Origin of the sequence: Actinomadura bangladeshensis (genome assembly GCF_004348335.1) — a bacterium.
GTDB classification, from domain to species: domain Bacteria; phylum Actinomycetota; class Actinomycetes; order Streptosporangiales; family Streptosporangiaceae; genus Spirillospora; species Spirillospora bangladeshensis.
The window spans coordinates 35,380-47,637 of record NZ_SMJW01000023.1 but is presented as its reverse complement, the minus strand read 5'-3'; the positions used below and the strand labels follow the sequence as shown (position 1 = coordinate 47,637).

The 12,258-nt window shown below is 73.4% G+C and carries 10 protein-coding genes; 7 read left to right on the top strand and 3 right to left on the bottom strand.

Features of this window, described 5'->3' with window-relative positions:
- Positions 1-1,519: tetratricopeptide repeat protein (locus E1284_RS41275; protein WP_207923611.1), on the top strand; the 1,519-nt coding region annotated here is incomplete at its 5' end.
- A gap of 23 nt (positions 1,520-1,542) precedes the next feature.
- Here the strand turns inward: E1284_RS41275 and galK are convergent.
- Entirely contained in the window at positions 1,543-2,679 is a 1,137-nt protein-coding gene (gene galK, locus E1284_RS07350; protein WP_131938228.1) for a galactokinase, read from the bottom strand.
- Positions 2,676-3,629 (bottom strand): UDP-glucose 4-epimerase GalE, encoded by a 954-nt coding sequence (gene galE / locus E1284_RS07345; RefSeq protein WP_131938227.1) that lies wholly within the window; start codon positions 3,627-3,629, stop codon positions 2,676-2,678. The genes galK and galE overlap by 4 nt, the downstream gene beginning before the upstream one ends.
- A 109-nt stretch (positions 3,630-3,738) precedes the next feature.
- Here galE and E1284_RS07340 point away from each other — a divergent pair, with 109 nt between their 5' ends.
- The 4 genes from E1284_RS07340 (at position 3,739) to E1284_RS07325 (ending at position 7,580) form a co-directional block, all read left to right on the top strand.
- The gene (locus tag E1284_RS07340) at positions 3,739-4,731 is read left to right on the top strand and encodes a hemolysin family protein (protein ID WP_243714317.1); all 993 of its coding nucleotides are present in this window, start codon (positions 3,739-3,741) and stop codon (positions 4,729-4,731) included.
- Between the two features lie 20 nt (positions 4,732-4,751).
- Positions 4,752-5,819: a tryptophan--tRNA ligase gene (gene trpS, locus E1284_RS07335; RefSeq protein ID WP_131938225.1), complete on the top strand. Its 1,068-nt coding sequence runs from the start codon at positions 4,752-4,754 to the stop codon at positions 5,817-5,819.
- Positions 5,809-6,453 (top strand): 2'-5' RNA ligase family protein, encoded by a 645-nt coding sequence (locus tag E1284_RS07330; protein ID WP_243714316.1) that lies wholly within the window; start codon positions 5,809-5,811, stop codon positions 6,451-6,453. Before trpS ends, E1284_RS07330 begins: the two co-directional genes overlap by 11 nt.
- A 113-nt stretch (positions 6,454-6,566) precedes the next feature.
- A complete protein-coding gene (locus E1284_RS07325) occupies positions 6,567-7,580 on the top strand; it encodes a YihY/virulence factor BrkB family protein (RefSeq protein ID WP_131938224.1) in 1,014 nt (337 codons plus the stop codon).
- Positions 7,581-7,658: 78 nt separating this feature from the next.
- Here the strand turns inward: E1284_RS07325 and E1284_RS07320 are convergent, their stop codons facing one another.
- On the bottom strand, positions 7,659-8,930 hold the full coding sequence (locus E1284_RS07320; RefSeq protein WP_243714315.1) for a D-alanyl-D-alanine carboxypeptidase family protein: 1,272 nt from the start codon (positions 8,928-8,930) through the stop codon (positions 7,659-7,661).
- A gap of 482 nt (positions 8,931-9,412) precedes the next feature.
- Here E1284_RS07320 and E1284_RS07315 point away from each other — a divergent pair, with 482 nt between their 5' ends.
- Together E1284_RS07315 and E1284_RS07310 are read left to right on the top strand one after the other, a co-directional pair.
- Positions 9,413-10,579 (top strand): glutamate--cysteine ligase, encoded by a 1,167-nt coding sequence (locus E1284_RS07315; protein WP_131938222.1) that lies wholly within the window; start codon positions 9,413-9,415, stop codon positions 10,577-10,579.
- 322 nt (positions 10,580-10,901) lie between these two features.
- Positions 10,902-12,203 (top strand): M20 family metallopeptidase, encoded by a 1,302-nt coding sequence (locus E1284_RS07310; RefSeq protein ID WP_131938235.1) that lies wholly within the window; start codon positions 10,902-10,904, stop codon positions 12,201-12,203.
- The last annotated feature ends 55 nt before the right edge of the window (positions 12,204-12,258 follow it).

Here is a 12,258-nt window from a genome sequence, read left to right as displayed (position 1 = left end):
GCAGGACGACCTGGCCGCCGTCGACGACCTCGACGAGATCCTCGAGATCGGCGACCGGCGCCGCAGGAGCAGCGACGTCCCCGGGATGCTGGCGGCCTGGCGCCGGTTCGACGCCGTCGCCGAGACGACCGAGCCGACGCCGCTGCAGCGGGCCCGCCGGCTGGACGCCCGGGGCGTCGAGCACGCCGTCGACGGCGACGGCGAGAAGGCGGCCGCCGCCTGGGAGGAGGCGTCCCGGCTGTTCGGCGAGCTGGGCGACGAGACGCGCCGGCACCGCACGCTGGGCCGTCTCGGCGCGGTCCGCGTCGACCTCGGCGACGAGGACGGGTTCGACCTGCTGGTCACCGCGGCCGACCACTTCACCGCGAACCCCGGGGAGGCCGCCGACACCGCGTCCGCGCTGCTCCGGCTCGCCACCGCGCACATCCGCTTCGACCGTCCCGGCGACGCCCTCGCCGTGCTGGACGGCGTACCCGAGGACACGTCCGACCAGGCATCCGACTACGTCGGCGAGTTGTGGTTCCTGCGCGGGCAGGCGCTCCTGCTGACCGACCGCGCCGACGAGGCGGCGGCCGCGCTGCGCCGCTCGATGGAGGCGGCGCGGGCGTCCGCCGATCCGGAGCTGGTCGCCTCGCCCGCACTGCTGCTGGCCCGGACGCTGGCCCGCCGGGAGAGCGGCCCGGACGACGAGGTGTTCGCCCTCCTCGACGAGGTGATCGGCGTGGTGCCGGGGCCGTCGCCGATGCTCGCGGCGGCGCATTCCGAGCGCGGCCTGGCGTTCCTCGCCGTCGACCGTCCCGCCGACGCCGTCGCCGACCTGGTGGAGGGCATCGCGGCGTGGACGGCCGCGGGCCTGCACCCGCAGGCCGTCGAGCTCCGCGTGGACCTCGCCGCCGCCTACCTGTCCACGGACCGCGCCCTGGAGGCCGCCGAGGCCGCCGAGGAGGCCCTGCCGGGCCTCGACGGCGACTACGCGCGGCGCTGCCGGCTGATCCTCGCGCACGCGCAGAAGCAGCTCGGCGAGGAGGAGGCCGCGACCCTGTTCACCGGCCTCGCCGAGGATGCGGCGCGCGAGGGGCAGCACGACGCCGTCGCGCACTTCCTCAACGAGGCCGCCGACGTCCTGACGGCCCTCGACATGGACGCGCAGGCCGCCGAACGCTACGCGCAGGCCGCCGAGGCGTACGAGAAGGCCGGCGACCCGTTCGGCGTCGTCCGCACCCGCCGCCGCGCCGCGCTGTGCCTGATGTGGAGCGGCGATGGGGACGCGGCCGTCACCGCGATGGAGACGGCCCGCGCGGCGCTGGCGGGCCTGCCGCCGGACAACGAGCCCGCCCGCGTCTGGGAGACCGCCCTGACCTCCTTCGAGCAGGCCCGCGTCCTGGCCCAGGCGGGACGGCTGGACGAGGCCGCCTCCCACGCGTCCGCCGCCGTGGACGGCTTCACCGCCCTCGACCAGACCGAACCCGCCGAGGACGCCACCCGCCTCCTGGAGGACATCCGCGCCGCCCTCACCTGATACCCGGCGCCTGTCGCCCGGCCTTACCGGACGCGGCGGGCGCCGTCCGACGGGACGGCCTCCAGGAACTGCGGGGCCGTCCAGCCGCGCTTCTCGTACGCCGCTGTGACGGCGTCGCGGACCTTCTCGGCGCGGGCCGCCGGCGTCAGGACGATGACGGAGCCGCCGAACCCGCCGCCGACCATGCGCCCGCCCCGGGCACCGGCCCGGAGCGCCACGTCGACGGTGGTGTCGGCCTCCGGCCACGACACCTCGAACTGGTCGCGCAGCGACAGGTGGGACGCGTTCAGCATCGCGCCGAACTCCGGCAGGGCGCCCGCGCGCAGCAGGCCGACGCCGGCCTCCACCCGGTGGTTCTCGGTGACGACGTGCTGGACGCGCCGCCGCAGCGCGGGATCGCGCAACGTCCCGAGCGCGGCGGCCAGGTCCGTGACGTCGCGGAGCGCGTCCACGCCCAGCAGGGACGCGGCCTCCTCGCACTCGGCGCGGCGGTGGCCGTACTCGCCGCCGGTCAGCGTGTGCGAGGCGCGCGTGTCGACCACCAGCAGCGTCAGTCCGGCGGCGGCCGGGTCGAACGGGACCTGGGACGACAGCTCGCTGCGGCAGTCCAGCATGAGCGCGTGCCCGGCCGTGCACAGCAGCGACGCCGACTGGTCCATCAGCCCGCACGGCATGCCGACCTGCTCGTTCTCCGCGCGCTGCGCCAGCCGCGCCAGGGCGGGACGGTCGATCTCGACGCCGTACAGGTCGCAGAGCGCCAGCGCCGTCGCGCATTCCAGCGCGGCCGACGACGACAGCCCCGCGCCCTGCGGAAGATCGGAGTCGATCAGCAGCGACGCGCCGCCCGTCCCGTGCTCGCGCAGCACCCGTGCGACGCCGACCGGGTACGCGGCCCAGGCGTGCTCGGCGGGCCACCCCTCGGAGACGACCGGCGGGCCGTCCACGGGTGCGGTCACGGCGGCCGGAGCCTGGCGCGACCGCACCTCGATCATGCCGTCGTCGCGGCGTGCGGCGGTCACGGAGACCCCGCGCGACAGCGCGAACGGCAGCACGAACCCGTCGTTGTAGTCGGTGTGCTCGCCGATCAGGTTGACCCGGCCGGGGGCGCGCCACACCCCCTCCGGCGCGCGTCCGAACGCGGCGGTGAAGTCCTCGGTCATCGGGACCGCAGGAAGGTCCAGGCGTCGTCCACCATGGTGCGCAGGTCGCGCTCGGGCTTCCAGCCGAGCCGCGACTGGATCTTGTCCGACGAGGCGATCAGCACGGCCGGGTCGCCGGCCCGGCGCGGCGCCACCTCGGCGGCGATGCCGCGCCCGGTGACCTCGCGGCACACTTCCACGACCTCCCGGACGGAGTAGCCGGTGCCGCTGCCCAGGTTGAAGATCTGGTGCGTTCCCGGCTCGCAGGCGTCCAGCGCCAGCAGGTGGGCGCGGCCGAGGTCGATGACGTGGATGTAGTCGCGGACGCAGGTGCCGTCCGGCGTCGGGTAGTCGTCGCCGAACATCTTGACCGCCCCGCCGTCGCCCTGCGCGATCTTCAGCACGTTCGGGATCAGGTGGGTCTCGACGGTGTGCCGCTCGCCCTGCCGCCCGTAGGCGCCCGCCACGTTGAAGTACCGCAGCGACACGCCGCCGATGCCGTGCAGCCGCGCGTACTCGGCGAGGGCCGTGTCGATCGCGAGCTTGGACGCGCCGTAGGGGTTGGTCGGACGGGTCGGGTCCGTCTCCAGGATCGGCGTCGACTCCGGCTCCCCGTACGTCGCGGCCGTCGAGGAGAACACGATGCGGGGGACGCCTGCGGTGCGCATCGCGTCCAGCAGCGCCAGCGACTCGCCGAGGTTCTTGTCCCAGTACAGGCCGGGCTTCTCCACCGACTCGCCGACCAGGGACCGGGCCGCGAAGTGCAGCACGGCGTCGAACCCGGCCCCGGCGAGGAGGTCGGCGGCCGTGTCGCGCAGCGTGCCGCGCACCAGCCGGGCGCCCTCGGGGACCGCGTCCTCGTGCCCGGTGGACAGGTCGTCCAGCACGACGACATCGTGCCCGGCCTCCACGAGCAGAGCGGAGACGACGCTGCCGACGTAGCCGGCGCCTCCGGTGACGAGCAGCTTCACTGACGGACCTCCACGATGAATGCGAGCACCTGAGACTCGGGCACGGCCGATTCGGGACCCCGGGGCCCGTCCAGGCTATCCGGAAGGCCGAACGGGGAAGGCTGAACCCATGGACCGGACGCCGCCCCGGCCGCCCGCGGGCCCCGTGCGCCCGCTGGTGTGGCTGCTGTCGCGCTCGGCGGGCCTGGTGGTCCGGCTGTCGGGCGGCGACCCGGCCGCGCTGCGCGAGGAGATCACCGCCGAGCGGATGCGGGCGCTCATCGCCGAGAACACCCAGCTCACCGCGGAGGAGCGGGCGCTGATCGGGGAGGTGTTCGCGGCGGGGGACCGGCCGCTGCGCGAGGTCCTCGTGCCGCGCACCGAGGTGCTGTTCCTGGACGCCGCCCTCCCGCTGCGCGAAGCCGCCCGGCTCGCCGCGCGCAGCCCGCACTCCCGGTTCCCGGTCTGCCGCGAGTCCCACGACGAGGTGGTCGGATTCGTCCACATCCGGGACCTGCTGGCCCCCGACGCGCCAACGGAGAACGCCGTCGTCGGCGGCCTGGTACGTCCGGTGAAGTTCCTGCCCCCCTCGAAACGGGTACTGCCGGCGCTGTCGGAGATGCGCCGCGAGGGCTGCCACCTGGCGATCGTCACCGACGAGTACGGCGGTGTGGCCGGGATCGTCACCCTGGAGGACCTGCTGGAGGAACTGATCGGCGACATCCGCGACGAATATGATGTGCAGGACGCGCAGGCACGGCGCCTGCACGGCGGGGTTGTCGAGGTCGACGGCCTGCTCAACCTGGACGACTTCGCCGCCGAGACCGGCATCCGGCTGCCGGACGGGCCGTACGAGACGGTCGCGGGGCACATCATGGCGGTGCTGCGCCGGGTCCCCGCCGAGGGCGACTCGGTGGAGGCCGGCGGCCGCCGCCTCGCGGTGGCCCGGATGGACGGCCGGCGGGTGGCCCGCGTGCGCGTCATGCCGCGGGCGACGCCGCAGGCCGCACCGGTGCCGCCCGGCACGCCGTCCGCGACCCCGCGGGCGGTGCCCGGCGACGCCGCCGGCCCGCTCACCGCCCCGCCCGGCGGCGTGGGCACCGGCGGCGAAGTCCCCACGTGACACCTGAGAGAATCGTGCCCATGCCCGAAGCGTCCAGCCAGCCAGCGTCCGGAACCACCGCGGCCGAGCCGCGCGTGCTGTCCGGCATCCAGCCCACCGCCGACTCGTTCCACCTCGGCAACTATCTGGGCGCGCTCCGGCAGTGGGTCGCGATGCAGGACACGCACGAGGCGTTCTACTGCGTCGTCGACCTGCACGCGATCACCATCGAGCACGACCCGGCGCTGCTGCGCCGCCGCACGAAGGTCGCCGCCGCGCAGCTGTTCGCGATGGGCCTGGACCCCGACCGCGCCCACGTGTTCGTGCAGAGCCACGTCCCCGAGCACGCCGAGCTGGCGTGGATCCTCGGCTGCCTCACCGGGTTCGGCGAGGCAGGCCGGATGACCCAGTTCAAGGACAAGTCGTCCAAGCAGGGCACGAGCGGCACCAGCGTCGGGCTGTTCACCTACCCGATCCTCCAGGCCGCCGACATCCTGCTCTACACCCCGGACCCGGCGTCCGGGCGGCCGCTGCGCGTCCCCGTCGGCGAGGACCAGCGGCAGCACCTGGAGCTGACCCGCACCCTCGCGGGACGGTTCAACCACCGGTTCGGCGAGACGTTCACGCTGCCGGACGCGCACATCCCCGAGGGCGCCGCGAAGATCACCGACCTGCAGGAGCCGGGCGCGAAGATGAGCAAGTCGGCCTCCTCGCCGCAGGGCATCATCGACGTGCTGGAGGAGCCCGGCCCGATGCGCAAGAAGATCATGCGCGCGGTCACCGACACCGGCTCCGAGGTCGTCTACGACGAGGAGAAGAAGGCCGGCGTCACGAACCTGCTGCGGATCTTCTCCGCGCTGGAGGGCACGTCCGTCCCCGACCTGGAGGCCCGCTACCAGGGCTCCGGCTACGGGCAGTTCAAGAAGGACCTCGCGCAGGTCGTCCTCGACACCTTCACCCCCATCAGGGAGCGCACGCTCAAGCTGCTGGACGACGAGGAGCACCTCGACCGGCTCCTCGCCCAGGGCGCCGAGCGCGCCTCCGAGGTAGCCGTGCGGACGATGGAGACCGTGCGCGAACGGGTGGGATTCGTCGTACGTGGTCGCTGACCGCGCACCGCGCGACGCCGCCGCGGCGGGCCAGGGGGAGGCCCGCTCCGCGGCCCACACCACGATGGTCGGCGGCATTCCGGCGGTGAGCGCGCCCGGCCGCCGCGCGATCGGCGTCGCCATCCCCGTCCCCGACCCGCACGGGTCCTACCTGCAGGCCAGGCGCGCCTCGTTCGGCGACCCGCTCGCCCACGCCATCCCGACGCACATCACGCTGCTCCCGCCCACGGAGGTGGACGAGGCCGCGCTGGACGGCATCCACGCGCACCTGCTGAGGGTCGCGCACACCGAGCGGGCGTTCCCGATCAGATTGCGCGGCAGCGGAACGTTCCGGCCGGTGTCCCCGGTCGTGTTCGTGGCGCTCGCCGAGGGAATCGGCGGCTGCGAACGCGTCCAGGAGAGGGTTATGGCGGGCCCGCTGGCCCGTCCACTGCCCTTCCCGTACCACCCGCACGTGACCATCGCCCACCACCTGCCCGACGACGTCATGGACCGCGCGTTCAAGGAGCTCGCCGGCTACGGCGCCGACTTCCACGCCTGGGGATTCTCCCTCTACGAGCACGGCCTGGACGGCATCTGGCGCCGCCACTGCGACTACATCTTCGGCGACGGCGCCGTCCCCGCCCCCGGGTGATCTCCACCGGGCCGATCGGTACGGGGTCCGGCCGTTGCGGGGTCGATTCGCTGGGTTGAACGAGTGATTACCGAAAGTGGCATCGAGTGGGGCGGTGCGGGTACGTTCCGTGCATGCGGCAGGTGATCAACGGGGTACAGGGGCGGATCGAGTCCCTGTTCGGTCAAGGGAAGGGCCTGCTGCGCGACGCGCGGGAGCGGTGGAGATGGCTCGACCACCAGGCGCGCGCGTTCGAGCGGTACCAGGACCGGCGCGGGGACCGGCTCGCCGCCGCGCTCACCTGCTACGCGTTCCTGTCGTTCTTCCCGCTGCTGGCGCTGGCGTACTCGCTGCTGGGGTACCTCGTCGGGGTCAGCGCGCAGGCCCGCGACTACTTCGTCCGGGCGATCAACTCGCAGCTGCCGGGCCTCGCGGGCCAGCTCCAGGTGGAGCAGATCGCCCAGTCGAAGACGGCGGTCGGGATCGTCGGCCTGGTCGCGCTGCTGTTCACCGGGCTCGGCTGGGTGCAGGTGCTGCGCGAGTCCCTGCGCGACATCTGGGGCAACGAGCCGGGCGGCGGCGGCAACTTCGTCCTCAAGCGGGTCTGGGACGCGGCCGTGCTGGCGTTCCTCGGCGTGATCCTCATCTGCGGCATGGCGGTCACGACCGTCACGACGTCCGCCACGCACACCGTCCTCGGCTGGTTCGGCTGGGACCACGTAACCGGGGCCGGGACGGGGCTGCGGCTGCTGGCGCTGGCCATGGCGGTCGTGTTCGACACCGTGGTGTTCCTGGTGCTGTTCAGCCGGCTGTCGGGCACCCGCGCGCCCTGGCGGCGGATCATCCGGGGCGCGTTGTTCGGCGCCGTCGGGTTCGAGATCCTCAAGCAGGGCGCGGCGATCCTGCTCGCGCGGACGACGCAGAACCCCGTGTACGGGACGTTCGCCGTCCTGGTCGGGCTGATGGTGTGGATCAACATCGCGTCCCGGTTCGCGCTGTTCGCCGCCGCGTGGACGGCCACCCGCCGCGTCGTCCTCACCGCCGACGCCGAGAACCCGGAGAACTGCGCGGACAAGGCCGAGGTCGAGGCCCTCCACCACCGCGCCGACTCCGACGGCGAGCCGTCGTCCGCGCCCTCCGCGCGATGAACGTGGCCCCGTCACCCTCTCGTTGACCTGCGGCGTGTTGTTGTTTTCGACGCGCTCATAACAACAACACGCCGCAGATCAACGCACTCGGCGGGCTATGGAGGCGGAGCGGGCCGCCTCCAGGCGGCGACGGCGCCGCAGGACGACGAACAGCACGGCGATCGCCAGCAGGGCGCCGGCCGCGCCGCCGCCCACGAGGAGCCACCTGCGGGACGAGTCGTCCGAGGCGAGCGGGGCGTCGGGCAGCACACCGCCCGCGTGGCCGTCCTTCTTGGCCTGCTCCACCTCGCCGGGCGGAACGAGCGCGCCGACCGGCCGCACCTTGCCGCGGGCGGCGAAACCCCAGTCGAGCAGCTTGGCCGCGTACGGGGACGGCGGCCGGTCCGCGCGCATCAGCGAGATCACGATGGTGTGTCCGCCGCGCCGCGCCTCGGCGACGAACGTCTGTTTGGCGGCGATCGTGTAGCCGTTCTTGCCGCCGACCATGCCCGCGTAGGCCGCGCGCTCGCCCGCCAGCATGTGGTTGTGGGTGTGGATCGGGTACCCGCCGACCTTCTTGCCCTTCTTGCGCTCCTTCTTGGTGGGCGGCGCGGGGAAGTGGAAGTCGATGGCCTGCATGTAGGCGCGGTACTGCGGGTTCTTCATGCCCTCGCGCAGGATCAGCGCCAGGTCGTAGGCCGAGGTGTGCTGGGTGCGGACGTCCAGCCCGAGGTCCTTGTCGAGCCCGTTCGGGGACCCGGCGAGGGTGTCGCGGGCGTTGATCCGCTTCGCCTCGGCGTTCATGTCGGCGAGGGTCTTGCGCACCCCGCCGTCCGCCTCGGCGAGCGTGTACGCCGCGTCGTTGGCGGACATCATCAGCATCGCGTGGAACAGGTCGGAGACCTTGTACTGCATCTTGGGGGTCAGCCCGACCTTGGTGCCCTCGACGTCGCACGCCTTCTGCGAGGGGCGGACGAGCCGGTTCGGGTCCAGCTTGGGGATCAGCGTCAGCGCGGTCAGCGTCTTGATCGTGCTGGCCGGGAGGTAGCGGCCGTGCGGGTCCCGGGCGGCGAGGACCTCGCCGGTGTCGGCGTCCGCGATCAGCCAGGAGGACGCTTTGATCTTCGGCACCGCCGGGACGCCGGGCGCCGCGTTGACGACGACGCCGCGGGCGGCCAGTTGCGGCCCGCCGACGGGCTCGGCCGTGGGCGAGGGGGCCGCGTCGACGGGCACCGCGGTGACCGGTGCCGCCGCGGTGGCGGGCGCCGCGACCAGGACGGGCGCGGCGGCGACGGAGGCCGCCGCGACCGGAATCGTGACCCTCGTCAGGGCGCGGCGGACGCCGGCCGGCCCTCGTCGCTCGGCTCGCAAGCTCTCGACGCTCCTCTTTCCGGTGGGAGCGGAACCGCTCCCGACGCGCAGGCGCCCAACGCCCATGACTCCCCCGAAGACTAGGCGACGTATCCGGCGAAGAGGTACCCGACCGTGAAGACGGCAAGCACGGGACGGACGCGACGCATGGCTCAGACGTGATATGACGGTACGTAAGGGACACTCGACATCGATCACGGTCCGTCACGCCAGCTATTTTGGGACGGGCTGACTAGTTCGATCTAGTGGTGTCCCGAACAAGATCGGTGACCGAAAAGTAGGACCCCCGGACGTCCGCCCCCGCCCGCATGAGTCAAATGATCCGCAAAGGGCATGGACAACCGGCAGGGTGGCGGGCACGGACGCCATCATGGAGCGAACACGTGACCTGGACCGGCGTTTGTCCAGGCTTAGGGACCCGCTGGCTGAATTGCGCCACGTGCCACGCAACGACCTGCAAGGATTGTGGACGGAGGTTGGCCGTGGCCATTGACTTCAACGCATCGAGCGGCGCGACGCTCGGCGTCGAGTGGGAGCTCCAGCTCGTCGATGCGGAGACCAGGCACCTGCGGCAGGACGCGCGCGAGGTGCTCGCCGACCTGCCCTCGCTCAGCCTGGACGGCGACAACCCGCGCATCCGCCACGAGCTGATGGAGTCGATGGTCGAGATCGTGACCGGGATCTGCAGCACCGTCGGGGAGGCCAAGGCCGACCTGGCCGGCACGCTCGGCGCGCTGCGGGGCGCCGCCGCCGACCGCGGCATCGCGCTGGCCTGCACGGGCACCCACCCGATCAGCGACTGGCGGGACGCCGTGACGGCGCCGATGGGCCGCTACGCCCAGCTCGTCGAGGAGATGCAGTGGCTGGCCCGGCGCATCCAGACGTTCGGCGTTCACGTGCACGTCGGCATCTCCGACGGCGCCAAGGCGATCCCGATCGTCAACGCGCTCTCGTCCTACCTTCCGCACTTCCTGGCGCTCACCGCGTCCAGCCCGTTCTGGAGCGCCGGGGACACCGGCCTCGCGTCCTGCAGGGCGATCGTCTTCGGCCAGATGCCGACGGCCGGACCTCCCCACCTGTTGGACGACTGGGCCGCCTTCGAGGATTACATGGACACGCTGATGCGTTCGGGAACCATAAGGAGCATCAAGGACGTCTGGTGGGACATCCGCCCGCATCCCGACTTCGGGACGATCGAGATCAGGATGTTCGACGGCATTCCCACCCTGCGTGAGGTGGGGATGGCCGCCGCGCTGTGCCAGAGCCTGGTCACGCTGTTCGAGCAGCAGCTCGACCGGGGCTACACGCTGCCGAGGCCGGCCGCCTGGGTCGTGCGCGACAACAAGTGGCGCGCCACCAGGTACGGGCTCGACGCCATCGTCATCACCGACGACAGCGGCAACACCGCACCGCTCCGCGACGACCTGTACGAGCTGATCCGGGAGCTGGAGCCGGTGGCCGACCGGCTGGGCTGCGCCGAGGAGCTCAAGGTGGCCGGCGAGGTACTCGAGCACGGGGCCCCGTACGAGCGGCAGCGCGCGATCCGCGCCGAGGGCGGGACGCTGGAGAACATCGTCGACGCGGCGATCACCGAGCTCGCGGAGGACCGGTTCGTCACACTGGGGGAGGTCGTACATGCCGGAGCCTGACAGGCCGCAGCGGACGGCCCGCCCCGGGGAGCGGGTCCGGGCGGTGGACGGGTCGGGCGCGGCGACCCCGGCCGGGCCCGTGAACGCCCGGGCGCGCAAGAGCGAACAAGTAGCAGAGAACGTTCCCGAGAACGAGAACACCACCGGGCGGACGCCGTTCGGCTCCGCCGTCGCGCAGGGGGCGCAGATGACACATCCGGGACCCGGGGTGATGCCCGGCCTTGAACCACCCACCGCCGCGGACCCCGCGGAGCGGGACGCCGGCGCCGACGCCGCCCGCCTGAACGGGGCCGCGGCACCCGGCGAGGCCGCGTCCTCGCCGATGCCCGCGCCGGTGCCCGCGCCCGTGCCCGCCGCCGGGACCGCCCGTCCGGCCGTGCCGCTCGGCGGCGCCGTCCTGCAGCCGCAGCTCGACGCGTTCCTGGCCGCGCACGAGGACGAGCTGATCGCCTTCCGCCGCGACCTGCACGCGCACCCCGAGCTCGGCTACGCCGAGCACCGGACCACCGCCAAGATCGCCGAGCGGCTGCGCGCCGCCGGCCTCGACCCGGTGATCCTGCCCAAGGGCACCGGCCTGTTCTGCGACATCGGCCCGGCCGACGGCACCACGGTCGCGCTGCGCGCCGACATCGACGCGCTCCCGCTGCAGGACGAGAAGGAGAACGCCCCGTACCGGTCGACGGTCCCGGGCGTCGCGCACGCGTGCGGCCACGACGTCCACACCACGATGGTGCTGGGCGCGGGCCTGTTCCTCGCCCAGCAGGCCGAGGCGGGGCTGCTGCCGGGCCGGGTCCGGCTGCTGTTCCAGCCCGCCGAGGAGACCCCGGGCGGGGCCTTGGACGTGATGGCCGCCGGCGGCATCGCCGGCGTCGACCGCGCGTTCGCGCTGCACTGCGACCCGCGCATCGAGGTCGGCCAGCTCGGCCTGCGCTCCGGCCCGATCACCGCGGCCTGCGACAAGGTGTACGTGAAGGTCACCGGGCCCGGCGGGCACACCGCCCGGCCGCACCTGACCGCCGACCTCGTGTACGCGCTCGCCAAGATCGTCACTGAGCTGCCGTCCGCGCTGTCGCGGCGCGTCGACCCGCGCTCCAGCCTGTCGCTGGTGTGGGGCCGCGTCTCGGCCGGGTCCGTCGCCAACGCGATCCCGGACGACGGGATCGCCGAGGGCACCGTCCGCTGCCTGGACGACGAGGCGTGGCACCGCGCGCCGGAGATGATGAAGGCGCTGCTGCAGTCGGTCGCCGCCGCCTACGACGTGGAGGCGTCGCTGGAGTACGTCCGGGGCGTCCCGCCGACCGTGAACGAGGCGGCCAGCGTGCAGATGTTCCGCGACGCCGCCGCGCAGGTCATCGACGAGGAGGGCGTCGTCCCGACCCCGCAGAGCCTCGGCGGCGAGGACTTCGGCTGGTACCTGGAGTCGATCCCCGGCGCGCTCGCCCGGCTCGGCGTCCGCACCCCGGGCTCGTCCGGCGAGTACGACCTGCACCGCGGCGACTTCGACGTCGACGAGCGGTGCATCGCGGTCGGCCTGCGGGTGCTCAGCGCCACCGCGCTGACCGCGCTGTGGGAGGGCGGCCGTCCCGGTGACGCCGCGTCCATCGAGGGCGCCGCCCTGGCCTAGCCCTCCCGGCCGCGTGATCATCTGGCCTGATCGCGCGGACTGATCACGCAGCGTG

What these genes read in the sequence shown, in the direction of transcription:
- E1284_RS07340 (WP_243714317.1), top strand. Translation starts at nt 3,739, where the DNA reads ATGGACCGGACGCCGCCCCGGCCGCCCGCGGGCCCCGTGCGCCCGCTG.
- trpS (WP_131938225.1), top strand. Translation starts at nt 4,752, where the DNA reads ATGCCCGAAGCGTCCAGCCAGCCAGCGTCCGGAACCACCGCGGCCGAG.
- galK (WP_131938228.1), bottom strand. Translation starts at nt 2,679, where the DNA reads ATGACCGAGGACTTCACCGCCGCGTTCGGACGCGCGCCGGAGGGGGTG.
- E1284_RS07325 (WP_131938224.1), top strand. Translation starts at nt 6,567, where the DNA reads ATGCGGCAGGTGATCAACGGGGTACAGGGGCGGATCGAGTCCCTGTTC.
- E1284_RS07310 (WP_131938235.1), top strand. Translation starts at nt 10,902, where the DNA reads ATGCCCGCGCCGGTGCCCGCGCCCGTGCCCGCCGCCGGGACCGCCCGT.